The sequence below is a fragment of the Shinella kummerowiae genome (assembly GCF_009827055.1).
GTDB classification, from domain to species: Bacteria; Pseudomonadota; Alphaproteobacteria; order Rhizobiales; family Rhizobiaceae; genus Shinella; species Shinella kummerowiae.
Window position 1 is genome coordinate 118,330 of the sequence record NZ_WUMK01000011.1, and the last position, 25,216, is coordinate 143,545.

The window sequence follows — 25,216 nt, forward strand, 5'->3', positions numbered from 1 at the left end:
GGATTTTCCTGTCGCCGTGCGTGACCATTGCAAAGACTTTCAGCGCTCCTATCTTTGCTCGAGATCGTTGGAGACGCCTGCGATGAAGACAATTCCCATCGATATTCTTTTTGACGACGCGGCCGAAATCATGCTGCCGCATCGGTGTGGCAACGCTGGGCAACCTGCGGCGGGCTGCATCTGTTGCGGGCGGGCGGATCAGGCGATGGACGATGACGGCTGCGGCATTTGCGATACCTGCCTTGATGCGCCGCTGCAGGCGGCCGGCAATCCAGACGGTTTTGATTTGCCGGATGGCGTTCCCCATCTATCGCTCACTGCCCGTCATCGATGACTTGCCTGCAGCGACGATACCCGTCGCGTGCTCGCAGTCGTCCGGGTCAGAAGGGCGCTCCCCGAGAGGGTTGAGCGCCCTGCGTCATTTCAGGAGAGGTTGCCAAGGAGTACAATCACGCGGATCGCCGCGAGCGCCCTGTTCCGGACCAGCCGGCGGCGGCGAGCATCTACGTCCGCGCGATGGGTTCGTACGGAAAGATGAATGTCGTTGCCTTCAGATGCTATTCTCCGATAATGGCATCCCGTCGCCAAACGCCGCTGGCAGATCTCCTTGATCAGCTGGCGTTCCCCGCAACCATCCGTCCTCAGTAGCGCAGGCATCAAAGGCAAGCTCCGGGTTGCATGCGGGCGCAATTGCATTTTTGTTCGAGACATGTCTTTTTGCGCGTGACCAAGTGAGTGCACCCGGAGCCTCGAACATTTGAAAAAGTCACAAAAGAACTTTGTCGTTGAGTACAAGAGTGCGCGTCAAAAGCCTACCACGCAATCCAGCTCCATCTGGGGCAATGTCGATTTGCGCCAGTTCGCCGAGAACGACGGTCAGGCGGAAGCACCTCAGGCAGGCAAGCTGAGCGTCGTTTCAGATGTGACGGTGCACGAGGTTCCGGGCGTACCGGCATTAGCAACAGATCTGCAGCAAGAGACAACATCAACCTTGGCACTGGAGGAACAGATGGCCGACGAAACGAGCGTAACCGAACAGGCGTCCACCGAATCCGAAACTGCTTTGCCGAAAGCCCCTGAGCCCAAGAAGCGCGGCCCGCGCGCCAAGATGGTGGCGCCGGAAGCTGTAGTTTCCGACGCTTTGGTCGAAGCGCCCGCCGTTAAGAAAACACGGGCGAAAAGGGGCAGCAAGAACGCTGCGGCCGAGATCAAGCCATCTGCACGTCTGGGCGGACGCAAGGCGAAGGCCGCTGTCGAGGCGGCAGTCGAACTCGCTCCGCAGGCTGTTTCGCCGATCACAGCCGCTGGCGACGAGATGGAGGACCTTCTTCAGCTCGAGCAGGAAAACCAGCGCCTGCGGAAGCTGCTTGCGGAAAAACTCCGTGCGGAGAATGCCGATCTCCGCAAACGCCTCGGTCTCGACTGACCTGACGGTGGGGGATTGGTCGACTGTCAGGCCGATCCTCCTAGTCCGTGCGAGTTTCTCGACCGCTGATAACAGGTATCGTCGGCTCCGCCGCCCGGTGAGTATCCGCAGCATTCGACAAGATGGGAGGTGAAAAGCGATGGTAAAGTCGCCCTGGAGACTTCTCACCGGATTGCTGTCTCGGGGAAGGCCGACGGATCAGCATGAGGTTGAACGGCCTGGAGACGGTTCCTCCGCTTCTGAAACATCGAGAGGCAGCGAACCCGCGCTTTCATCGGAGACATCGGCTGCGCCGCAAACTGGCAAGGACGACGCCGGTGATCGTCAGGAGCCGACGCCGCCAATGGCGGTAGAAGTGCCTGACGCGGTGCCGGCGGATGAAGCCACCGCCTCGGCTCCCGGTCGCGATGTGGTCATCGTTAGTGACCAACGTCGAAAGCAGCGGCGGGGTAAGGCCCCGCTGACGACCCGAAGGAAGTCCAAAGCGGACGTATTGGTCCATACCAAGGACGTTGAGCCGGCCGCCGCTTTTCCGGAGCAGGTGGCGGCAAATGAACCCGATCCTGTTCGAACACTCGAAAGCGAGATCCAGGAGTTACGGTCCCAGTTGGCGGGAAAGCTTCGGATTCAGAATGATCAACTGAGGCGGATGCTCAAGCGCTTTGAGCCGAAGTGATGTTTCTGTCGGTCCGGGTCATCACATGATTTTATGGATCGACGAACGCGTTGGCCCTGGCGAGAATTTCATCACACGGGAGCTGGTCGCCGATCATCGCGACGCCGTCGCCAAACTCAGCCGCGCACATTCCCTCGTGCATCTTTGAACCTACTCTTGCGAGGCGGCCCGCTTTGAGGATGTGGCGGTTGGGAGGGTGAAACGCATCACCCGACCTGCTCCACTGATAGTGCCCCTTCCGGTAGCGCTCTGATCAGCGACTTTGCCGAAACCGAGGGGTCGAGCCAATCAGCCCAGGCTTCGCGTTCGAGTATGACAATCTGCCTGTCGTGATAGGGCGCGATATCCAGCCCCGGTTCCATCGTCAGCATGGTGAAGGCCTCGCCAACATCGTCGGTTTCACGCCAAATGCTGGCGATGGCAAAGATCGGCTCCCCGATTTTGCGAAACAGCCAGTTGTCCTTGCGCTTCTTACCCTTCTCTGTCGGATCCGTGAATTCAGTTATGTGGACACTGAAAACTCGGCCCCTACTGATATTTCAAGGATAGTCGACCCCAGCCCGTGTAGCAAATCCAAATTGCGGAGCGGGCTGGGGTCGACTATCCTTGTGGCGCTCTCTCAGGTCAGCAGCCGCAAGCCCGAGCTGAGAAAAAATCAGCGCCAGGCTGGCCACGGCACGGCCGAAGACAGCTACTTCACCGCCGCCGCGGTGATTTCGGACCAAACAGCATTGGTGACCGGTCCCGAGCTTCCCGACAATCTGACCGCCATGATATCAAGTGGCGTGGCGTGCAACATCTCGGAAACATCTGCGATGACGCCCTCATTTATGCGCGGTCTGGCCAACGATTCCGGCACCCAGGCGACGCCAATGCCGGCCGTTGCCATTTCCAACGCGGCGAGCGTCAACGCGGTTTCGGCTATGGGGATCGTCCTGATCGATCCACCGAGGCGAGGCATGATCAGCCGCCCCATCACTCTTCCGAAGAAGACGTCGCCGGGATAGGCAATGTAGGGAACCTCGCCTTGCACCGCCTGCTCCTGTAGCCAGGCAATTGCATCTGCATCGAACACCGGAAGCAGTTGGTCGACACCGATCAACGCGGATTCGACATATCCGGCGCTGACCGGATGCTCCTCACCCGGTACGCGATAGACGATGGCGATATCGGCCTGGCGTGACAGAAGCAGCCCGAAGCATTCGTCCAGATTGGCGGACCGGAGGCGCGCATGGATCGCTTCGTTTTGTTGCCGTATCCGTTTGACCAGATACGGCGTCAGCGTCGTGGTAAGCGAATGCTGGCTGGCAAGGACAACGCGGTTGGAGGCAACGCGGGCATCGAGCCTCAGATCGACAACGAGCTGGCGAAGCTCCATTGCCAATCGTTGGATTTGATCATGCTTGTCAGCCATGGTTGGCCGCAACTGCACCGGTTTACGCGTCCGATCGAACAATTCGATGCCGATATGGTCCTCGATGTTCTGAATTCTGCGTGAAAAGGCCGACTGCGTCAGAAACCGACGTTCCGCGGCTTCATGGAACGACCCCGTTTCTGCGACAGCGAGCAAATCCTCCAGCCATTCCAGGCGCACGAAAACCTCCTAATATGCAAATACTGCATTATATGTGGAGAATTTCGAATTTGCATGCGATATTTTTGCATGCGACTGTCCGAATATTCAAGTTCTGGAGGTCTTTCCCATGCATCTCGCCCGGTTCCCACGCGTCTTCCTGGCTCACCTGCCAACGCCCCTCGAAAAGCTGGATCGGCTGAGCCGGGAGCTTGGCGGTCCGGAAATCTGGATCAAGCGCGACGACTGCACGGGCCTGTCGACGGGCGGCAACAAGACCCGCAAGCTCGAATTCCTGATGGCTGAAGCCCAGGCCATGGGCGCCGATACCGTCATGACGCAAGGGGCGACGCAGTCCAATCATGCGCGTCAGACGGCCGCATTCGCCGCCAAGCTCGGCATGGGTTGCCATATCCTGCTCGAGGATCGTACCGGGTCCAACGACGCCAACTACAACGGCAACGGTAACGTCCTGCTCGACCATCTGCACGGTGCAACCACCTCGAAGCGTGCGGGTGGGCTCGATATGCAGGCGGAAATGGACAAAGTCGCCGAAAAGCTGCGGGCCGAGGGACGTAAGGTCTACGTGATCCCGGGTGGCGGATCGAACGCGACGGGCGCGCTCGGCTATGTCAACTGCGCCTTCGAATTGGTGTCGCAGGCCAACGACAGGGGCCTTGTGATCGACCACATCGTCACGGCCACGGGCAGCGCAGGCACGCAGGCCGGCCTCGTCACGGGACTGAAGGCGATCAACGCGAATATTCCGCTCATCGGCATCGGTGTGCGCGCGCCGAAGGACAAGCAGGAAGAGAACGTTTACAAGCTGGCGCTCCTGACAGGCGAAAAGCTCGGTTGCCCCGGCGTGGTGGAACGGGCCGATGTCGTCGCCGACAGCAACTATGTCGGGGCCGGCTACGGCATCCCGCGCGAGGATACGCTCGAAGCGATCCGCATGTTTGCCCAGCTCGAAGGTATTCTTCTCGACCCCGTCTATTCGGGCAAGGGTGCTGCGGGCCTGATCGACTATTGCCGCAAGGGCAAGTTCAAGAAGGGCGAACGGATCGTCTTTCTGCATACCGGTGGCTCGGCCGCGCTGTTCGGTTACGACGCCATTTTTGCACACGATCAGACCACGCTCTCGGTGTAACAGCCATGGCCAGGCCGCGGTTCACTGGTAGTTTCACGCAGCAACTCCCGATCCCGGAGGAAGGGATCGCCGCTGCTGTCGCCGTCATGCGGTCGGGTCGGCTGCATCGCTACAATACCGGCGTCGGCGAAGAGAGCGAAGCCATGGCGCTGGAGCGGGAATACGCCAGCTGGCAGGGTGCGCGCTTTTGCCTTGCCGTGGCATCGGGCGGGCAGGCGATGCAGATCGCCCTACGCGCGGCCGGCGTCAAAGCCGGCGATGCGGTGCTGACAAATGCGTTCACACTCGCCCCCGTGCCCGGTGCGATCTCGGGCGTCGGTGCCAAGCCGGTGCTGGTCGAGATCACCGAGGATCTGGTGATCGACCTTGCCGACCTGGAAGCCAAAGCGAAGCTTAGCGGCGCGCGTTACTTTCTGCTGTCGCACATGCGCGGACACCTTTGCGACATGGAGGCGTTGACGGCACTTGGGGCTAAGCTTCATCTCACCGTAATCGAGGACTGCGCCCATACGATGGGCGCGACGTGGAACGGGCGCCGCTCGGGATCGTTCGGGCATGCCGGCTGCTTCAGCACCCAGACCTACAAGCATCTGAATTCCGGCGAAGGCGGACTTTTGACGTCGGATGATGCCGAGTTCATAGCCCGCGCCACGATCCTGTCGGGCTCGTATATGCTATACGAGCGCCACGGCGCCGGGCCGGATGCCGCCACCTATTCGGATATCCGGCTCGATACGCCCAACATGTCGGCGCGCATGGACAACCTGAGGGCCGCTGTCCTGCGGCCCCAATTGCGCGCGATCGAAGCGGATATCGACGCGTGGAACGCCCGCCACGATCTGGTTGCCGAGAAGTTGGCCGCCAGCCCGGCGATCCGCGTCCCGCATCGACCGGCCGCAGAGCACTACGTCGGATCCTCCATCCAGTTCCTGCTTCCCGGTATCTCGTCTGAAGCCGCCCGCAAACTGATGGCGTATCTGGCGGATGTCGGTGTCGAAGTGAAGTGGTTTGGCGCGAACCTGCCTGTCGGTTTCACGTCCGACCATCATAGCTGGCGCTATATCGGCCAGCAGAAACTGCCGCGCACCGACGAAATTCTGGCGGGCCTGTTCGACATGCGTCTTCCGTTGACCTTCAGCCTCGACGACTGCGCGCTGATTGCCGACCACATACTCGATGCTGTGGCAGTTGTGTATCCGGAGGACAGGGCATGAGGCGTCGGGTCGGGATTCTCGGTGGGATGGGCCCGGAGGCCACGATCCTCATCATGCAGAAAGTCCTCGCCGCGGTTCACGCCGACGACGATGCAGATCACGTTCCGCTGATCGTCGATCAGAACCCGCAGGTGCCTTCGCGTATCAAGCATCTCATCGAAGGGACAGGCTCCGATCCCGCGCCGATCCTGGCCGACATGGCCCGACGCCTTGCTGCCGGTGGCGCCGAGGCGGTCGCAATGCCGTGCAACACGGCCCACCACTATGCGCCCGCGATCCGTGCTGCCGTCGATGTGCCCTTCCTTGACATGATCGAGCTTTCCGCTGACCGGGCGGCACAGCTCACTGGCGCAGGAGGAAGTGTCGGCATTCTCGCCTCGCCGGCGGTACAGAAAGTCGGCCTGTTCGACGGACCGTTGACCAAACGCGGATTGACGCCGATTTACCCGGATTCCGAGGCGGCGGGACACATGCTCTCGGCGATCCGTCTTATCAAGGCCGAGGGGCCCTGTCTGGCGGCGCGCGAGATTCTTCGCGCTGTCTCTGCTGACCTGGCCTCGCGGGGCGCGGGCGTCCAAATGATCGCCTGCACCGAATTTTCTCTCATCGCCGATGCGGCAGCAGGCGCCGCGACCGTCTTTGACACACTCGACTGCCTTGTCGAGGAAATCGTACGGTTTTCGGGCGCAACACCGATCTCGGCGCCGCGCCATCTCTCATAACAGTGCCGGTAGAAGCACTCGCAACTGAAGACAGAAACCAACAGAGGATAAGTACATGACTGGGAAACTTGCAAAAATCGTTCTGACGACGACCACTGCTCTGGGCTTGTGCGTCGCCGTCGCTCAAGCGGAAACCTTGACGATCGCCACGTTCAGCGATCCGACCCCGATGAACGCGGCCCGCGCGCAGAAGGAGTTCGAGAAGGCTACCGGCTGGACGATCGACTGGCGCGTCTTCGATTCAGGGACCGACGTCATCGCAGCCATGGCTTCGGGGGACGTGAAAGTCGCCGAACTCGGCTCGTCCCCGCTCGCCATCGCGGCCACCCAGGGCGTCGACCTGAAGATGTTCATGCTGTCCTATGCGATCGGCGACTCCGAGAGCCTCATCGCACGAAACGGCTCCGGCATCGAAACCTTGGCCGACATCAAGGGGAAGCGTGTCGCTGTTCCGGTCGGTTCGACTGCGCACTTCTCCTTGATGGGCGCGATCGCCCATGCGGGATTGCAGCCGACGGACGTCACGGTGATGACGATGAAGCCCGATCAGATCGCGGCCGCCTGGACGCAGGAAGCGATCGACGCCGCCTTCATCTGGCCGCCTGCCCAGACCGAAATCCTGAAAACCGGCAAGCGCATCGTTTCGGCCAAGGATACGGCAGAGTGGGGCTATCCGACCTTCAATGCCTGGACGGTGGATTCCGCGTTTCTCGCCTCCCACGAGAAGGAGATCGTCGCCTTCGCCAAGGCGATGGATGCTGCCAACATGGCCTATCTGAAGGACCCCGCCGCCTGGACGCCCGACAACGAGCAGGTAAAGGCGATCGCCAGCGTGACCGGCGCCACCGCCGAGCAAATTCCCGAGATCCTCAAGGGCTACAATTTCATTCCGCTGAAGGACCAGGTGAGCGACACATGGCTGGGCAGCGCGCCGAAGTCGCTCAAGGCCACCGCCGACTTCCTGAAATCGGTCGGCCGGATCGACACCGTGGCGGACGACTATTCGAAATTCGTCACCATTGCGGTCGCGGAAGAGGCACAGAAGTAGTTCGACAGTCCCGCCCGACCTTTTGGTGGGCGGGACATCGCACTGGTCGGGGAAGAGCCAATGCATTTGAACATCGACGACGTCTCCGTCGTCTACCCCTCGTCCGATGGGCGGCCGCCGGTCTCTGCACTGAGCAAGATCGAGCTGGAGATCGGCAACAACGAATTTGTCGTCGCGCTCGGCGCTTCGGGCTGCGGCAAGTCCACTCTACTCAATCTCATAGCGGGGTTTCTGGCGCCGACGTCCGGAAGGCTGATGCTCGACGGGGTCCCGGTCTCAGGTCCGGGCGCTGAACGCGCGGTCGTGTTCCAGAAGCACGCGCTGCTGCCTTGGCTCAATGTCCTGGACAACGTGGCCTTCGGGCTTCAGATCCAGGGTGTCAGCACGGCGGCGCGCCACGAGACGGCCAACAAATTTATCGGCCTTCTGGGACTGGATGGGTTCCAGAAGTCGCCGGTTTACAAATTGTCGGGCGGTATGCAGCAGCGCGTCGGCATCGCGCGCGCGCTGACCTGCGATCCCAAAATCCTGCTGATGGATGAACCGTTGGGCGCGCTTGACGCGCTGACGCGCGAGAAGGCGCAGGAACTGATCCTGAATATCTGGAACGACACCCAGAAATCCGTGTTCTTCATCACCCACAGCGTCGAGGAGGCGCTGTTCATGGGCACGAAGCTCATCGTGATGTCGCCGCGGCCGGGGCGGATCACCCACACATTCGACCTTCCTTTTTCGCGCCAGTTCCTTGCAGGAACAGCGGCTCGGGCAGTCAAGGCCTCGCCCGAATTCATCGGCCTGCGCGAACAAGTTCTGAAGATCATCTTTGCAGACGAGGAGGCGGTGGCCAAATGACTGAACGGACCAAAACCCGTCCACTCCGGGCGCCAGGTCTGGTAGCCCGCTTGTCGCGCGCCCGGCCCACACGACCGGGCGAGATTTATGGCGTTCCCGGTCAGGGAAATACACTTTGGCTGTCCGCGCTGTCGATCGCCTTCTTTTTCTTCGTCTGGTGGCTGGTCACGGCGATGGGGTGGGTCAGGCCGTTGTTCGTGCCTTCCCCGGCTTCCATCGTCATGAAATTCGTGGAGATATGGAACAACGGATTTACCGGCACGCCGTTCATCGAGCACGTTCTGATCTCTACCGCGCGCGTGTTCGGTGCGTTCCTCCTGGCCTGCGTCATCGGCCTGCCGCTCGGCCTCGCAATGGGAATGAGCCCTGTCATTCGCGGCATTTTCGATCCGCCGATCGAATTCTACCGCCCCATCCCGCCTCTGGCCTATCTGCCGCTCATGATCATCTGGTTCGGCATCGGCGAAATGTCGAAAATACTGCTGATCTTCCTATCGGTGTTCGCGCCGGTCGTTCTCGGTGCGCGCTCGGGCGTGCGTTCAGCCGCGATCGAGCAGATTCACGCAGCCTATTCCTTCGGGGCAACGCGCTGGCAGGTGATGCGGCACGTGATCATGCCGTCGGCATTGCCTGAGATTTTGACGGCCATGCGCATCGGTATCGGCTTCGGTTGGACCACACTGGTCGCTGCTGAAATGGTCGCGGCCACCCAGGGCCTCGGTTACATGGTGCTCTCGGCAAGCCAGTTTCTGCAAACGCCTGTCGTCATCCTCGGCATCTTCATCATCGCCATCATCGCTTTCGCGTTCGACCTTCTCATGCGGTTCCTCGAAAGACGCCTCGTGCCCTGGAAGGGCAGAATGTAACGGGAAGTAAAGCTATGAAATACCTGAAAAAAGCCGCGCGTACTGCTGAAACCGACCAGGCCGATGTCCACGCCGCCGTCACACAGATGCTGGCGGCTATCGAGACGGGAGGCGAAGAAGCCGCCCGCCGCTACGCCCGCGAGCTGGATCGATGGGACGGTGATATCGTCGTCTCGCACGAAGCGCGAAAAGCTGCCGCCGCCCTGGTGCCGGAGCAGCTTAAGGCCGATATCCGCTTCGCGCACGATAATGTGCGCCGTTTCGCAGAGGCCCAGCGCGCCACCGCGACCGATATCGCGGTCGAGATCCTGCCCGGTCTCACGCTGGGGCAGAAGCAAATTCCTGTTTCTGCCGCCGGTTGCTACGTTCCCGGCGGGCGTTACAGTCATGTGGCAAGCGCGATCATGACGATCACAACGGCAAAGGTCGCCGGCGTGTCGCATATCGCGGCATGTTCGCCGCCGCGCCCCGGCGTCGGCATTCCGCCGGCCATTCTCTACACGATGGATTTGTGTGGCGCCGACGTCATCCTGAACATGGGCGGTGTGCAGGGCGTTGCGGCCATTGCGAACGGCCTGTTCGGGGTCAAGAAGGCCGACATCCTCGTTGGACCGGGGAACCAGTATGTTGCCGAGGCAAAACGGATCCTCTTCGGCCAGGTCGGCATCGACATGGTCGCCGGTCCCACCGACAGCATGGTGATCGCTGATGTGACCGCCGACGCTGAGTTCGTTGCGTCCGATCTGGTCGGTCAGGCAGAGCACGGCTGGAACTCTCCCGTTTGGCTCGTTACCTCCGACGAGAATCTTGCAAAACGCGTGATGGCGCGCGTGCCCGACCTGATCGAGGGGCTTCCGGCCCCAAATCGCGACAGCGCACGGGCCGCATGGGCCGATTTTGCCGAGGTCATTCTCTGCGATGACGCCGAGGAGATGGCTGCGGTCGCCGACGACTATGCGCCCGAGCACCTGCATGTTCAGGCGAGCGATCTCGACTGGTGGCTGCAGCGCCTGCGCGCCTATGGCTCACTGTTCCTCGGTGAAGAAACGACGGTCGCATTCGGTGACAAGACGTCTGGTCCGAACCATGTCCTGCCGACCTCAAGGGCGGCGCGCTATACGGGCGGGCTGTCGGTGCACAAGTTCCTCAAGACTGTGACCTGGCAGCGCGCCACCCGCGCGGCCGCGCGGCCTTTGGCCGAGGCCACTGCCCGGATCTCGCGTCTCGAGGGGATGGAGGGTCATGCCAGGACGGCGGATATCCGGCTCGCGAGGTTCTTTCCCGACGAAGTGTTCGAATTGAAGCCTGCAACCGACGAATCCTGATCGAACTGTCGATGCAACGGCATTCGGAGACAGAGATGCGGACACTGTCCTTTAAACGAAGCGGTAAAGGGCCGCCCCTTGTCCTGGTGCATGGCTTCCTTGGCGGTAGCGACATGTGGCGAGGGCAGCTACGTGCCTTCGCTGCCTCGCATGACGTCATCTGCCCTGATCTTGCGGGATTTGGCGACAACGCCGCCATGATCGCACCGGAGACGATCGAAGATCATGCGCTCTCAGTGCTGGATCTGCTCGACCGTCTTGAGATCGCGAGCTTCGACCTCCTCGGACACTCCATGGGCGGAATGATTGTGCAGGAAATGACGCGAATGGCGCCCGAGCGCGTCGATAGGCTCATTCTCTACGGCACAGGTCCGCAGGGCGTGCTTCCCGGCAGGTTCGAAACGATCGCGCAATCGCGTGAACGCTTCCTGCGCGACGGTGTCGCGGAAACCGGCGCGCGGATCGCGGCGACCTGGTTTCTCGATGGGAAGGACGCAAAGGGCTACAAGCATTGTCGATTAATGAGCAGCAGGGCGAGGATGGAAACCGCGCTGGCCAGCCTGACCGCCTGGGAGCGCTGGGACGGGCGCGCTGCGTTGACGGATTTCCGCGCCAGAACGCTTGTGCTCTGGGGCAGCCGGGATCGCTCGTACGAGTGGTCGCAGCCGGAACTACTCTGGCGCTCCATCCCTGGAGCCGATCTGGCGGTCGTGCCTGGAGCGGCGCACATCGTGCATATGGAAAAGCCGCACCTTTTCAACGCAATTGTCGCTGAATTCCTCGCATCAAGTGCAAGCGAGAGGATTTGTGACATGTCAGATAAGCCGGACTTGTAGGGGTCGGACCGCAGCCATGACATTCGCTACCTCCATCCATGAACGCATCCGAAGTGTGCCCCCCGGGTTCGTGACCTATTGGCCGGGCTTCGCCGTGACCGCAGCCGTGGCCGTCGCGGCACAATTCCTCTCCGACCACTATGGCGCGCCGGCTATGCTGATGGCGCTCTTGCTCGGCATCGCATTCCATTTCCTCTCGGAAGAGGGGCGCTGCGCCGCCGGCATCGATTTCTGCGCCAAGAAAGTGCTTCGTATCGGCGTCGCCTTGCTCGGCATGCGCATCAGCGTCGATCTGCTGATTGGGCTCGGCGCCGGCACCATTTTGCTGCTGGTGATGGCGATCGCCTCTACCATCGGCTTCGGCCTTGTGGCCGCCAAGCTACTCGGCCGCGGCTGGCGGCTGGCGCTGATTACCAGCGGCTCCGTCGCCATCTGCGGCGCCTCCGCTGCCATGGCAATTGCTGCCGTCCTGCCGAAGAACGAATTTTCCGAGCGCAACCTGATTTTCACCGTGCTCTCCGTCACAGTTCTGTCGACGCTCGCAATGATCGCCTATCCGATCGTCGCCCAGACGATGGGCCTCGATGCTCGGGCGACAGGCATCTTCTTCGGCGGCACCATCCATGACGTGGCGCAGGTTGTCGGCGCCGGCTTTTCCGTCTCACCGGAAGCGGGCGAGACTGCAACGCTCGTCAAGCTGATCCGCGTTACCATGCTAGCGCCCGTTGTACTCCTCTATTCGCTCTCGTTGCGCAACGTGCCGCAGCCAGACGGCGAAGCGGGAAAGCGTCCGCCTCTCATCCCGGGCTTCGTCGTCGCGTTCCTGATCTTTGCGGCGCTCAATTCTTTCGGCTTCGTGCCCGAATTGGTCGCGACGGCCGGCATGGAGACGTCGCGCTGGGCACTGCTCGCCGGCATTGTTGCCGTCGGCATGCGCACCTCGCTGCGCCGAGTGCTGGACGTCGGCGGTGATGCCGTCGCACTCATCGTTGCTGAGACCGCCTTCATCGCCGTTTTCATCCTCGTAGGCATTCACTATCTGGGGCACGCCTGATGAAACCACTCTGCCGCATTCTTGAACCGACTTTCTTGCAATTCGGTCTATTTGCTGCACGAGGTGCCTCGCGCTTGAGTCTATTTCCCTCTGCCGGCGTATTGGGCAGTTAGCCGATATCACCACTGCTCACCGAGCTCGGTGAGCAACTGTTCGACGCGACGGCGCGTGCATTCATGGCGCTCGGACTCCCGCTGAAACCCCTTGGCTTGGGCGTCATCCGCAAGGGCGATCTCGCGCAGTCGCCGCTCCCGCAATCTCGGTGCATATTCCGGCGTTGTTACGAACTTTGCGCAGGTAAGATACATATCGCATTCGCATGGCCCCTCCTCGAGAAGGCGAAGGCAATGACCGAGTTCCAGTTCCGTTCGGAAGAAATTTGACTTCAGCCAGGCGAGCGAGTCCTCTGGCATGGCCCGTGTCCTGAGCGCTTCCGCAAGCGAGCCGGCGACAACCGCTCCCGGGCCGAGTACCTTCATATAGTCTTGGCGTACGCTGGCATCACTAAGATGGGCATAGACCAGAGTCATGCCGGTGCTGGTGTGCCCGAGCATCTTCATAACTGTGTGGACCCGTGCGCCACCTTCGATCAGTTCCGTACCGATGGTGTGGCGAAATCGATGTGCCGAGTATTTTGGTCTGCCCTCGTTGTCGACGAGGCCGGCTGCTTGGCAGGCCGCACTCAGTGAATCTTCGAATAGGAAGTCAGAGGAGAGACATCGTCCCTTCATCGAAAACAGGCGCTTGACGACGACTCCGGTTCTCTCATCGGCGAATCCACGTCCAGGCGGATCAAGCGCTTGCAGCTCCCGGATAGCGGCCGCCGCTTCGGGATGAAGGGGAATCAACCGCTCTTTTCCTGTCTTGCCAGCGGGAATGCGCAACCTTGGCGTTCCATCTTGGTAGGCATCGAGGCAATCCAGTTCGAGACGGGTAATCTCCGAGCGACGCGCTCCGCTCCAGCGCGCGACGATCAGTGCTACGCGCTGGTAGATGTCGGGCAGGTTGCGAACGGCCTCCATGAGAAGCTCGAGATCCTTGCTCGGGATGAACCGGGGCATCCGGTTGACCCGCCTTGGCAGGTCACGCGCGCCGAGGAGGGGCCGCAGCGGAGCGCCCGGCCATTCCCATGCGGTTGCGTCGTGGAACATGACGGAAAGGCCCGAGAGCCGCGAGATCCTTGAATCGACCGACGCCCCTTGATCGACCAAACTCTTAGCATACTGCAAGATCTGCTCTCGCGTCAGCTCCGCAAACGAACTCACCTTGGGGTGATTGTCCCACAGCCAGTCAGCAAGATGACGTCCGTACGCCTCATACCTGACAGCCGTGGTGGGCCTTGCCCCGGTTGCTTCTCGGGTTTCCCGGTATCGCTTCAGAAGCGCCGCCATCGCAGGTTTTACCCGGTGCTTCGTCGGCTCGATGCGCGTGCGCTGTGGAGGTGTCGGCATCAGGCCTTCATGGTAGAGAGCGAGATGCATCAAGTGGCAATTAGCGTGCAGAACGTTGTAACGGCGTTGAAGGTGCTCGACGTCGACGAATTCAGCCAGATCAGGTCGGCTTAACAACTCTGCCGAAGCAGCGGCGAATTCATCGAAATGCTGTCGGTTGGGGGTGAGGAACGCCTCGCCATAGCGCAGATAGAAGTATCGGAAAGGCCGGGGAATACTGCGTCCCGGAGAACTGAAGCCGAGTTGCTCCAGTCGGTCCGACAGCCGCCTTTCCAGGGCCACGGCACGAGCCGATAGGATGCCTTTCAGGAAATGATAGCCGACCGCTAGAATCCAGGCCCAGTCCAACTCGATCCGGCCGATCGACACGAGAAAGTAGATGTACTGGCGGCCCTTGACACGCGCCCAGCCGGCGCCTCGGTGGACTGCGCTTGAGCCGATGCGCTCTTCGAGAGGCGCAGCGGTCCACTGGTCGAGGTCGGGGTAGAGCCGCGCGAAACGGTGCGCGTGGCACATCCGCTGATACAGCCCTCGCTGCTCGCCTCCAAGAAATGCGCGATAAGCGTCAAGCGCGTGGCCTCGCCCTGGCGCTTCTTCATTCCTGCTCAGCATCGGCTTGCTCCTCACATCTCCTGGAGAGGGCGCGGCGATACTCTTCCAGCATCACTGCGTCGCTGACGCGCGTGTAGGTTCTCGTGGACTCGAACGACACATGGCCCAGCCGCTTTTGCAGGGCGAGTTCGCGCATGCCGCCCTCCCACAGCCAGGTTGCATGCGTATGGCGGAGCGCATGTGGTGTGATCCAGGGCTCCGTCAGGCCCGCGGTCGCACAGCGTCGTTTGAACATCTTGACGAGCGCCGCATAGCTGAGCGCTTCATAGGCGTGTTTGCCCTTGCCACAGACCAGAAAGAGATGGCGTGTGGGCGCGTTCCGGGGACGTTCCTCAAGGACATAGCGGCTTATAGCTGCGAGCGCTTCCGGCTCGTGAACGTCGACAACGCGCTCGGTTCGGCTTTTTGTGCGAACACCCTTCGGATGGTCGATACGATGTCGGACCGTGACACGCCGCCGACCATATTCGATATCGTCGAGATGCAGGTTCAGCACTTCGCCGGGCCTGAGGCCGCCCTGAAGCATGATGAGGATCATCGCTCTATCCCGCGGCCGGTCAATCACGTCTAGCAATCTATCCACCTGTTCGCGTGTCATTGGCCGCGGTATGCGCTCGACGCGCTTCAGGCGTCGTGCGCCGCGGGCGCGCCTGCGCGCGATACCGCCGCGCGCCAGTTCCTGCGTCGTTGCAAGAGGATTGCGGTCGACGCCAGCAAGGTCGGCCAGCGCGAGGTGGTCAAAAAAGCTCGATATTGCCGCCATCGCCCGGTTGATGCTGGTTGGCGATAATGTCGTGCGCACTGCTGAAGGAAAGGAGGTGATCCGGGCACGCGGACACGGGACCGCGCCGAGCCAAGCCAGGAGTTCTACGCTATGCGCGACACGGAAGCTGGAGAGCGTAAGGCCGGTCTCCGCAAGGAAGCGATAGAAAAGCCGAAGGTCGTAAAGGTAAGCCGCCACGGTATGCGGCGAGCAGCCTCGACCAATGAGGCCGGTCGCAAAGCTGGTCACAAGTGGATCGGCGACGCCGGTCTCATCGACTAACTCATATTGGTTGTGCTCCCGTCGCCGAACGATGGCATCGTTACCTCCCGTCAGAGCCCTCCAAAGTGTCCACATAAATTCGTAGAATCCGTCACTGAGGATCAAAGCCCAGTTGGACGCGAACTCGCGGCCTTCCGACCGGAAATTGTAGACCGGCTTCTTGCTCGGTCCCGGCCAACTCCATCGCCGCTGGACAAGCTCACCAGCGCCGCGCTCGCCTTCGATCGAGCGAACGATGGGCGCCGTGTCGGTGATCCTGATATCCTCGCGCGCCTCGATGTTCGGCCTGCCCTCAGGAAAGCGGATTTTGATCTTGAGATGCTCAAACTCCTCGATGATCGAGGCCAGTTCGACCATCAGCCTGTAATCGTTGCACATGGTCCCTCCAGCGGCTCGGTGGTATCGCGGCTTGCGAGTAATCTAGCGCGGCGGCTGCCGATTTCGATGCGGCCGGCAAGGCGACGTGGGCTAGAGCTCGAATTGGAGTTGATCGGTAGGTCCGCTCGCGGTTTCGTCGCCGAAAGACGACATGGTGATGCCGAGAAGGCGGATCCCCTTCGCCGTCGGGAACAGGGGATCGAGGAGAGCGTGGACCGTCGCGACGATCTCGCCGGTTGATCCGAACGGAGCGGCTGCAGTTCTGCTCCGCGTGATGATCTGGAAATCCGCATACTTCACCTTGAGGATTACGGACCGGCCATGCAGATCCTTGGCCTCACAATGCCGCCAGACCTTGTCGACGAGCGGGGAGATTTCTGAACGTGCTGCATCAAGATCAAAGATATCCGTCATGAAGGTATCTTCGGCGCCGACGGACTTGCGCACCCGATCCGGCCGGACCGGCCGATCATCGATGCCACGGGAGATGTTGTAGTACCAGGCGCCCGACTTGCCGAAATGTTCCTGCAGATAGGCCAGCGATTTCGCCTTGAGATCCGCGCCCGTCAGGATGCCGAGCTGTTTCATCTTCTCGGAGGTGGCAGGCCCGATGCCATGAAATTTCTTGACGGCGAGCCCCTCAACGAAAGCCGGGCCGTTCTTTGGCGTGATAACCGCCTGACCGTTCGGCTTGTTCAGGTCGCTCGCCATCTTGGCGAGAAACTTGCAATAGGAAATCCCGGCCGAGGCGTTGAGTCCGGTGACGTCTTTGATGCGGGCGCGGATCAGGGTGGCGACCTCGGTCGCGATCGGAATACGCTGTTTGTTGTCGGTGACGTCGAGATAGGCTTCATCAAGGGAAAGCGGCTCGATCAGGTCGGTATATTCCTCAAAAATCGCATGGATCTGGGCGGAGACGGCACGGTAGGCATCGAAACGCGGCTTGACAAAGATGAGACCGGGACACTGGCGGGCGGCAGTGACCGACGGCATCGCCGAACGCACACCGAAGACGCGGGCCTCGTAGCTCGCTGTCGTGAGAACACCGCGCGGGCCAGGAAAACCAACGGCAACCGGCTTGCCGCGCAGTTCCGGATTGTCACGCTGTTCGACGGAGGCATAAAAGGCATCCATGTCCACATGGATGATGCGCCGGACCCGCTCCTCCGGATCCGGTTTCTGCTCCATCATGTCGATCGCCGTGACGTGCTGCATCGACTATTTCCACATCGACCGCATGCGCTCTCGAACGTCGACGCGGATCTGATTTGCGCTGCGCTCGCTGGCGGCGGCCGAGACCTTCGGCCAGGTTGCCGTCTCGAAATACTGCAGGAGCGTTGCGGGGATGAAGCGCGTCCGTGACGCATAGACATGGCGATCGCCTTGGGCGTTCTGGCCGTGCGTGAAGAACCGCTGCGGGGTGACAAGGGTGAGATTGTCGCGCGCCCGGGTCATGCCAACATAAAGCAGCCGGCGCTCCTCTTCGAGTTCGGCGGTGGTGCCGGCGCCGAGATCGGACGGCATGCAGCCGTCGACGACGTTGAGCATGAATACGGCGCGCCATTCCTGTCCCTTGGCTGAATGGATGGTCGAGAGGATCAGATAATCCTCATCCAGCAATGGTACGCCGGCCTTGTCGCTGGTCGCGTCCGGCGGGTCCAAGGTCAGTTCGGTCAGGAACCGTTCGCGGCTCGCATAGCCGCTCGCGATCTGTTCGAGCTGCACAAGATCGTCCTTTCGAGTGTCGGCATCCTCGTGAATGCGGTCAAGATGCGGCTCATACCACGCCCGCACCGTGCCAATCTCCGCGGGCCATCCTGCCTCGGCTTTTCGCAGGGCGGTGACCAGCGTCACGAAGGCCGGCCAGTCGTCGCCCGTCTTCGCCGGCGGCGGGATTTCCGCCAGCGATTGCAGCGGCTCGGGATCAGCCGCGATCGTGTCGAGAATCCTGCCGGCCGTCTGTGGCCCGATACCGGGCAGCAGTTTCAGCACCCTGAAGCCGGCAACCCGGTCACGCGGGTTTTGCGCAAACCGCATGATCGCCAGCAAATCCTTGACGTGCGCGGCGTCCAGGAACTTGAGCCCACCAAATTTGACGAACGGGATGTTTCGACGCGTGAGTTCAATTTCCAAAGCGCTACTATGGCTTGACGTTCTGAACAGCACGGCCTGCTGTTTCAGGGACACGCCCACTTCCCGGTTGGCGAGCACCTGCTCGACGATATAGGCGGCCTGGTCGACCTCGTCCTTGACCGTCACCAGCATCGGGCGCTGCTCCGACGCGCGGTCGGTCCAGAGGTTTTTCGTATAGCGTTCGCGTGCCAATTCGATGACGGCATTGGCCGCTGCCAGGATCGGCTGCGTCGAGCGATAATTGCGGTCGAGCGTGATGACGTCGGCGGGCTTCGGTGAGAATTCCTGCGGGAAATCCAGGATGTTACGGATGGTCGCCGCGCGGAAGGAATAGATTGATTGCGCATCGTCGCCGACAACGGTTAGGCCGCGGCCGCCGGGCGCCAGAGACATCAAGATCGACGCCTGCAGACGATTGGTGTCCTGGTATTCGTCGACGAGGATGTGGTCGAAGCGGTTGCCGACGTCCTCGGCCAGTTCAGGCTCGGAGACCATCTGCGCCCAGTAGAGTAGGAGGTCATCGTAGTCCATCACATTCTGCGCCTGCTTCGCTTCCGTGTAGGCGGCGAAGAGCTGCTTCAACTCCTCCTCCCATTCCAGCACCCATGGATAGGACAATTTCAGAACCTCCTTGATCGAGACCTCCGAATTGACCACGCGGGAGTAGATCGCGACGCACGTCCCCTTTGTCGGAAACCGGGTCTGCTTTGCGGAAAAGCCCAAATCGTGCCGGACGAGGTTCATCAGGTCCGCGCTGTCTTCCCGGTCATGGATCGTGAAGTCGACATTGAGGCCGATTTGCTCGGCATACATGCGCAAGAGCCGCGCGCCGATCCCATGAAACGTCCCGGCCCAGGCCAGCGCGTCCGTCATGATAGCGGCGTTGTCGCCGAGCACCTGCCGGCATATGCGCTGCACGCGCTTTGCCATTTCCGATGCAGCCCGGCGGGAAAAGGTCATCAGCAGGATGCGGCGCGGATCGGCGCCGTTGACGATCAGGTGGGCGACGCGATGTGCCAACGTGTTGGTCTTGCCGCTTCCAGCGCCAGCAATGATCAGCAGCGGTCCGCCGATCTGTCCCTCGGCCAGGCCAATGCCGTGTTCGACCGCCTCGCGCTGCCGGTCGTTCAGTTTTTCGAGATGCGCCGCCGCCATTTGTCCCCAGACACCATAAGAAAATTTTCCTGACCCCCGACGACCGGATATCTCCTTGATGCGGCTAACGGATTCGTTTCAACGACTTAGCCAAGGAACATTTTCCGGACCGGAGGCCCGATTGACTCAGTTGAGCAATCGGAACAAATAATGAACATATCAGCTTGGAAAACCGCTGCAAACCCCGAAGGAGCAACAATTCTGCCGTGGCCAATCATGCCCTCAACCCCGTCCTGGCGGAGCTTCGCGAGCGTATCGGCCAGCTGGAAGGCAGCCCGCAGCGCGCGCGGCAGGTCTTGCCTTTCGGTGTTGCCGAGATCGACCGGGCATTGCCGGGCGGAGGGCTCGCTTTCGGTGCGCTGCATGAAGTCGCTGGTGGCGGTGGAGGGACGGTCGACGGGGCCGCGGCGGCGCTCTTCGTGGCAGGCATCGCTGCCAGGTCGCGGGGCAAGGTGCTCTGGTGCATGACGCGCCCGGACCTGTTTTTTCCCGCCGTTGCCCAAGCGGGGCTCCATCCGGATCGCGTCGTCTTTTGCGAAAGCGACCGCGAAGAGGAGGCGCTGTCCGCCATGGAAGAGGGGCTGTCCTTCGGCGGGCTTACTGCCGTGGTTGGCGAGCTTGTTCGTCTCCCGATGACAGCATCGCGTCGCCTGCAACTCGCTGCCGAGAAGACGGGGGCCATGGGCATCGTGCTCCGGCGGTGGCGAAGGCAAAACGAGGCCTCGGACTATGGGCAGCCGACGGCCTCTACGACGCGATGGCGCATCAGCACCCTGCCGTCGGAAAGACTACCTGTTGCCGGCGTCGGGAGGGCGCGCTGGCTCGCAGAACTTATGCGCGTGAAAGCCGGCGAATGCGCCGAATTTGAAATTGGAGCGCCCGATGCCCAGGGTCGTATCGATCTACTTCCCACAGCTCGCGACGGAGCGGATCAGACGGCACGCTGGCGAAGCCTTGCGGGCTGACAAGCCACTGGTCGTCATTGCGCGCCGCGGTTCGAAGCGATGGATCTCCGCCGCTGATCCCGTTGCATTGAAGCTCGGCCTGCGCATCGGCATGGCCGCCAGCAAGGCGCAGGCCATGGTCGCCGATCTCCTCATGGTCAACGCAGCTCCGGCCGAGGATGCGGCAGCACTCGAACGGTTGGCGCTCTGGGCGCTCCGGCAATATAGCCCCGTCGTCGCCGTCGATGGCGCCGACGGTCTCGTCATTGATACGGAAGGCGCCGATCACCTGCACGGCGGCGAAGCGCTGCTCGTGTCCGGCCTCGTCAATATGCTACGCGGCCGCGGGCTGACGGCGCGCGCCGCCGTGGCCGACACATGGGGAGCGGCGCACGCGCTCGCCCGGCTGCTGGCCGTAGAATCGACGGTCGTGCCAGTGGACAATGTGACGAAGGCGGTCATCGACCTGCCGATCGTTGCGCTGCGGCTGCCGACGGAGACCGTCCAGGGCTTGCGTGTTCTCGGCATCGATACGGTCGGCCAGCTCTCGGCCATGCCGCGCGCGCCGTTGACGCTACGCTTCGGCCCGGAGCCGGCGCGCCGGCTCGACCAGATGTTCGGCCGGATCGCCGAGCCGATCGAGCCGATCCGTACGCCGGAGCTGATCGACGTCACGAAGAATTTTGCCGAGCCGATCGGCGCGCCGGAGACCATCGCCAAATATGTGCGTCGGCTGGTCGGCCAGCTCTCCGCTCGCCTTGCCGAAGACGGTCTTGGCGCGCGGCGCTGTGACCTCTTCGTCCATCGCGTCGACAACACCAGGCAGCATCTGCGTGCCGGTCTTGCCAAACCTGTCCGCGACCCCACGCGCCTGTCGAAGCTGCTCTGCGACCGCATCGAGACGATTGATCCCGGCTTCGGCATCGAGAAGCTGGTGCTGGTCGCCGTCTTTGCCGAGCCGCTGGAGGAACGTCAGGTTGCTTCCTCGCTGATCGAGGAAGAGGTCGCCGACATCACGCCACTGGTCGACATTCTCGGCAACCGCGGCCATCGGCTTTTTCGGGTCGCGCCATTTGCTTCCGACGTGCCGGAGCGATCGATCAGGCGTATTGCCGCAACAGCACCGGATATCGGGCAGACCTGGGCCGTGAAATGGCCGCGGCCGACGCGGCTCTTCGCAAACCCGGAGCGCATCGTGGTTATTGCGCTCCTGCCGGACCAGCCGCCGGCGGTGTTTACGTGGCGCGGAAAGCGCCGAAAAGTCGTGCGCGCCGATGGCCCGGAGCGGATTTATGGCGAGTGGTGGCGCCGGTCCCGCGAGTTCCAGGCTGTCAGGGACTATTTCGTGGTCGAGGACGAGCTTGGCGAGCGTTACTGGGTCTACCGCGCTGGCGACGGTATCGATCCTGAGACCGGTTCGCACCTGTGGTTTATTCATGGGGTGTTCGGATGAGATACGCCGAACTCCAGGTAACCACCCACTTCAGCTTCTTGCGAGGAGCGTCTAGCGCCGCCGAGTTGTTCGCCACGGCCGCCGCGCTCGGCATCGACGCGCTCGGCGTCGTCGACCGCAACAGCCTCGCCGGCATCGTGCGAGCGTGGGACGCGGCCAAGACCACCGGTGTTCGACTCGTCGTCGGTTGCCGCCTCGACCTCACTGATGGCATGTCGATCCTGGTCTATCCGATGGACCGGCCCGCCTACTCGCGGCTGACGCGGCTGCTGTCCATCGGAAAAAGCCGCGGCGGCAAGGGCAATTGCCTGATCGATTTTGCAGATGTCGCTGAGCACGCTGCTGGATTGATTGGGGTGCTGGTGCCCGACGAAGCCGATGAGGCCTGCGGCGTGCAGTTGCGTAAGATGGCTGGGCTCTTCGGCGATAGGGCCTATGTCAGCCTCTGCCTGCGTCGCCGGCCGCTCGACCGTTTGCGCCTGCACGGTATCGCCGCTATGGCCGCGCGCTTCAAGGTTCGCACCGTCGTCACCAATGATGTGCTGTTTCATGAGCCAAGCCGCCGGCAGCTGCAGGATGTGGTGACTTGCATCCGCACCCGCACCACCATTGATGATGTCGGCTTCGACCGGGAGCGTCATGCCGATCGCTTTCTCAAAGCGCCGGAAGAAATGCACCGGCTCTTTGCCGACTATCCGGAAGCGCTGGCGCGCGGCTGCGAGATCGTCGAGCGCTGCAAGTTCGATCTCGGTGAGCTGCAATACCAGTATCCCGAAGAGGCCATCGTGCCGGGGTTCGATCCGCAGCAGTCGCTCGTCAAGTTCACCTGGCAGGGTGCGGCTGTTCGTTATCCAGAGGGCGTGCCCGATAAAGTTCGAAAGTCCCTGCAGGATGAACTCGAACTGATCCGGGTGATGAATTATGCGCCCTACTTTCTCACCGTCTATTCCATTGTCCGTTTTGCGCGCTCGAAAGGAATTCTTTGCCAGGGCAGGGGCTCCGCCGCCAACTCGGCCGTCTGCTATTGCCTTGGCGTCACCTCCATCGATCCTGATACCAACGACCTGCTGTTCGAACGCTTCATCAGCCAGGAGCGGGACGAACCGCCGGATATCGACGTGGATTTTGAGCACGAGAGGAGGGAGGAGGTCATCCAGTGGATCTACGAGACCTACGGCCGCAGCAAGGCCGCGCTCTGTTCGACGGTCACGCGATATAGGGCGAAAGGCGCACTGCGTGACGTCGGCAAGGCCCTCGGTCTGCCCGAGGACATGATCGGACAGCTATCGTCCGGCGTGTGGGGCTGGTCGGAAGGCGTGTCCGAACGCCAGATCCGGGAAAACAACCTCAACGCTGCCGACTATCGGCTGAAGCTGACGCTGGAACTGGCGCAGCAGCTGATGGGCGCACCGCGCCATCTCGGTCAGCATCCCGGTGGCTTCGTCCTGACCCATGACCGGCTCGACGATCTCGTGCCGATCGAGCCGGCGCGCATGGACGATCGCCAGGTGATCGAATGGGACAAGGACGACATCGAGGCGCTCAAGTTCATGAAGGTGGACGTGTTGGCGTTGGGCATGCTGACCTGCATGGCCAAGGCCTTCGCCTTGATGGCAGAGCACAAGGGCGAGGTGTGGGATCTCGCGTCCATTCCTTCCGAAGATCCGCGCACCTATGCGATGATCCGCAAGGCTGATACGCTTGGCACCTTCCAGATAGAAAGCCGGGCGCAGATGTCGATGCTGCCGCGCCTGAAGCCGCGCACCTTTTACGATCTCGTGATCCAGGTCGCCATTGTCCGGCCGGGGCCGATTCAGGGCGACATGGTGCATCCCTATCTACGCCGGCGCGAGGGGAAGGAGCCCGTCGAGTATCCGACGCCGGAACTGGAGGCGGTGCTCTCAAAAACGCTGGGCATTCCGTTGTTTCAAGAGTCGGCGATGAAGGTGGCAATGGTCTGCGCCGGCTTTAGCGGAGGCGAGGCGGACCAGTTGCGGAAGTCCATGGCGACTTTCAAGTTCTCCGGCGGGGTCAGCAAATTCAAGGACAAGCTGGTCGCTGGCATGGTCAAGAACGGATACTCGGCGGAATTTGCCGAGCTCACTTTCAGCCAGCTGGAAGGGTTCGGGTCCTACGGCTTTCCGGAAAGTCATGCCGCCAGCTTCGCGCTGATTGCCTATGCCTCGGCCTGGATGAAATGCCATCATCCCGATGTTTTTTGTGCGGCCTTGCTGAACTCTCAGCCCATGGGTTTTTATGCGCCGGCGCAGATCGTGCGCGATGCCCGCGAACATGGGGTCGAGGTTCGGCCGGTCTGCATCAATCAAAGCCGCTGGGACTGCGCGCTTGAGGACGCCGGCGACGGCAACCTAAAAGCTGTCCGCCTCGGTATGCGCATGGTCAAGGGCCTGGCGACCGCGGACGCGGCCCGGATCGTGGCCGCCCGCGCCGATGAGCCCTTCGTGTCCGTCGATGATTTGTGGCGCCGCTCCGGCGCGCCGACGGCAGCGCTTGTCCAGCTTGCCGAGGCGGACGCCTTCCTCGCGTCGCTGCAGCTCCAGCGACGCGACGCCCTCTGGGCGATCAAGGCGCTCCGCGACGAGCCGCTTGCGCTTTGGACGGCGGCGGCCGAGCGGGAGGCGCGGCGGAATGCCGAAGCGCAGGAACCGGAGGTTGCCCTGCCGTCCATGCGGTCGGGGCATGAAGTTGTCGAGGACTACTCCCATGTCGGCCTTACCCTCCGCCAGCATCCAGTCGCCTTTCTGCGCGAGGACCTTCGCCGGAAGCGCCTCGTCACCTGCGCCGAGGCCAATGCGGCGGCGGACGGACGCTGGCTGATGACGGGTGGACTTGTCCTCGTCCGGCAGCGGCCGGGCTCGGCCAAGGGCGTCATGTTTATGACGCTGGAAGACGAAGTGGGCATCGTCAACGCCGTCATATGGCCAAAGGTGTTCGAGCGGCAGCGGCGGCTTTTGCTGTCGGCCTCGATGGTCGCGATCAATGGCAAGATCCAGCGGGAGGGAGACGTCGTGCATCTGGTTGCCCAGCGGCTGTTCGACCTCGCAGAGGACCTCGGCCAGCTAGGCGAGCGCGGCGAGGCTTTCCCGCTGCCTCATGGGCGCGGCGACGAATTTGCACATGGGAACGGCGCCCCGGACCCACGGGAGCGGCGCGCGGCACCCGCGCCGGCGCGCGATATCTTCATCCCGGATTTGTTGATCGACCGGCTGAAGGTGAAAAGCCGGAATTTTCACTAGCCCATGTCATGAACCAGACGTAGAGATTGCACCCCGCCGCAGCAGT

20 protein-coding genes and 2 pseudogenes are annotated in these 25,216 nt (G+C 61.9%); 15 read left to right on the top strand and 7 right to left on the bottom strand.

The genetic code is table 11. The features are described 5' to 3' along the window. Positions 1-82 precede the first annotated feature (82 nt). The 3 genes from GR138_RS30350 to GR138_RS25660 all read left to right on the top strand — a co-directional run bounded on the left by GR138_RS30350 (position 83) and on the right by GR138_RS25660 (position 2,102). Positions 83-334 (top strand): hypothetical protein, encoded by a 252-nt coding sequence (locus GR138_RS30350; protein ID WP_202402851.1) that lies wholly within the window; start codon positions 83-85, stop codon positions 332-334. Positions 335-757: 423 nt separating this feature from the next. Then, entirely contained in the window at positions 758-1,426 is a 669-nt protein-coding gene (locus GR138_RS25655) for a transcriptional regulator (RefSeq protein WP_160862113.1), read from the top strand. A gap of 343 nt (positions 1,427-1,769) precedes the next feature. Continuing rightward, the gene (locus GR138_RS25660; RefSeq protein WP_160862114.1) at positions 1,770-2,102 is read left to right on the top strand and encodes a hypothetical protein; all 333 of its coding nucleotides are present in this window, start codon (positions 1,770-1,772) and stop codon (positions 2,100-2,102) included. A gap of 206 nt (positions 2,103-2,308) precedes the next feature. Here the strand turns inward: GR138_RS25660 and GR138_RS25665 are convergent. Together GR138_RS25665 and GR138_RS25670 are read right to left on the bottom strand one after the other, a co-directional pair. Continuing rightward, positions 2,309-2,635 (bottom strand): annotated as a pseudogene (locus GR138_RS25665) (SOS response-associated peptidase family protein); the annotation flags it as partial. A gap of 158 nt (positions 2,636-2,793) precedes the next feature. Then, complete coding sequence (locus GR138_RS25670) at positions 2,794-3,696, bottom strand: LysR family transcriptional regulator (RefSeq protein WP_160862115.1); 903 nt, start codon at positions 3,694-3,696, stop codon at positions 2,794-2,796. Positions 3,697-3,805: 109 nt separating this feature from the next. On the opposite strand from GR138_RS25670, the gene cuyA reads away from it, so the two are divergent. From cuyA to GR138_RS25715, 9 genes are read left to right on the top strand one after another with little or no spacing between them, the layout of a single operon-like run. Then, complete coding sequence (gene cuyA / locus GR138_RS25675; protein WP_160862116.1) at positions 3,806-4,825, top strand: D-cysteate sulfo-lyase; 1,020 nt, start codon at positions 3,806-3,808, stop codon at positions 4,823-4,825. Positions 4,826-4,830: 5 nt separating this feature from the next. Next, positions 4,831-6,039, top strand: a complete 1,209-nt coding sequence (locus GR138_RS25680) for a DegT/DnrJ/EryC1/StrS family aminotransferase (RefSeq protein ID WP_160862117.1) — start codon at positions 4,831-4,833, stop codon at positions 6,037-6,039. Then, on the top strand, positions 6,036-6,761 hold the full coding sequence (gene cuyB, locus GR138_RS25685) for a cysteate racemase (protein ID WP_160862118.1): 726 nt from the start codon (positions 6,036-6,038) through the stop codon (positions 6,759-6,761). Before GR138_RS25680 ends, cuyB begins: the two co-directional genes overlap by 4 nt. Positions 6,762-6,816: 55 nt before the next feature. Next, complete coding sequence (gene tauA / locus GR138_RS25690) at positions 6,817-7,809, top strand: taurine ABC transporter substrate-binding protein (protein ID WP_160862119.1); 993 nt, start codon at positions 6,817-6,819, stop codon at positions 7,807-7,809. A gap of 60 nt (positions 7,810-7,869) precedes the next feature. Next, positions 7,870-8,661: a taurine ABC transporter ATP-binding protein gene (locus tag GR138_RS25695; RefSeq protein WP_160862120.1), complete on the top strand. Its 792-nt coding sequence runs from the start codon at positions 7,870-7,872 to the stop codon at positions 8,659-8,661. Positions 8,662-8,699: 38 nt separating this feature from the next. Next, positions 8,700-9,527 carry an ABC transporter permease subunit gene (locus GR138_RS25700; RefSeq protein ID WP_202402863.1) on the top strand — a complete coding sequence of 276 codons (828 nt, stop codon included), beginning with the start codon at positions 8,700-8,702 and terminating at the stop codon, positions 9,525-9,527. Positions 9,528-9,541: 14 nt separating this feature from the next. Continuing rightward, positions 9,542-10,852, top strand: coding sequence for a histidinol dehydrogenase (gene hisD / locus GR138_RS25705; protein WP_160862122.1), 1,311 nt, complete (start codon positions 9,542-9,544; stop codon positions 10,850-10,852). A gap of 35 nt (positions 10,853-10,887) precedes the next feature. Next, positions 10,888-11,688, top strand: a complete 801-nt coding sequence (locus GR138_RS25710; RefSeq protein WP_160862123.1) for an alpha/beta fold hydrolase — start codon at positions 10,888-10,890, stop codon at positions 11,686-11,688. 16 nt (positions 11,689-11,704) lie between these two features. Beyond that, positions 11,705-12,742, top strand: coding sequence for a YeiH family protein (locus GR138_RS25715; protein WP_160862124.1), 1,038 nt, complete (start codon positions 11,705-11,707; stop codon positions 12,740-12,742). Between the two features lie 119 nt (positions 12,743-12,861). On the opposite strand, the gene GR138_RS25720 is transcribed toward GR138_RS25715, so the two are convergent. The 5 genes and pseudogenes from GR138_RS25720 to GR138_RS25735 form a co-directional block, all read right to left on the bottom strand. After that, on the bottom strand, positions 12,862-14,805 hold the full coding sequence (locus GR138_RS25720) for a tyrosine-type recombinase/integrase (protein WP_160862125.1): 1,944 nt from the start codon (positions 14,803-14,805) through the stop codon (positions 12,862-12,864). Next, positions 14,789-15,925: a tyrosine-type recombinase/integrase gene (locus tag GR138_RS25725; RefSeq protein ID WP_246200730.1), complete on the bottom strand. Its 1,137-nt coding sequence runs from the start codon at positions 15,923-15,925 to the stop codon at positions 14,789-14,791. The genes GR138_RS25720 and GR138_RS25725 overlap by 17 nt, the downstream gene beginning before the upstream one ends. Next, a pseudogene (locus GR138_RS30670) lies at positions 15,926-16,228 on the bottom strand (SOS response-associated peptidase family protein); the annotation flags it as partial. A gap of 90 nt (positions 16,229-16,318) precedes the next feature. Next, entirely contained in the window at positions 16,319-17,443 is a 1,125-nt protein-coding gene (gene dinB, locus GR138_RS25730) for a DNA polymerase IV (protein WP_246200713.1), read from the bottom strand. A 3-nt stretch (positions 17,444-17,446) separates the two neighbouring features. Next, complete coding sequence (locus GR138_RS25735; RefSeq protein ID WP_160862127.1) at positions 17,447-19,516, bottom strand: ATP-dependent helicase; 2,070 nt, start codon at positions 19,514-19,516, stop codon at positions 17,447-17,449. Between the two features lie 206 nt (positions 19,517-19,722). Here GR138_RS25735 and GR138_RS25740 point away from each other — a divergent pair, with 206 nt between their 5' ends. Genes GR138_RS25740 through GR138_RS25750 form a run of 3 tightly spaced genes read left to right on the top strand, consistent with a single transcriptional unit; the run spans position 19,723 to position 25,170 of the window. After that, on the top strand, positions 19,723-20,481 hold the full coding sequence (locus tag GR138_RS25740) for an ImuA family protein (protein WP_160862128.1): 759 nt from the start codon (positions 19,723-19,725) through the stop codon (positions 20,479-20,481). Then, a complete protein-coding gene (locus tag GR138_RS25745; protein ID WP_202402853.1) occupies positions 20,399-21,913 on the top strand; it encodes a Y-family DNA polymerase in 1,515 nt (504 codons plus the stop codon). The genes GR138_RS25740 and GR138_RS25745 overlap by 83 nt, the downstream gene beginning before the upstream one ends. Next, positions 21,910-25,170 (top strand): error-prone DNA polymerase, encoded by a 3,261-nt coding sequence (locus tag GR138_RS25750; RefSeq protein WP_160862129.1) that lies wholly within the window; start codon positions 21,910-21,912, stop codon positions 25,168-25,170. Before GR138_RS25745 ends, GR138_RS25750 begins: the two co-directional genes overlap by 4 nt. Positions 25,171-25,216: the final 46 nt, after the last annotated feature.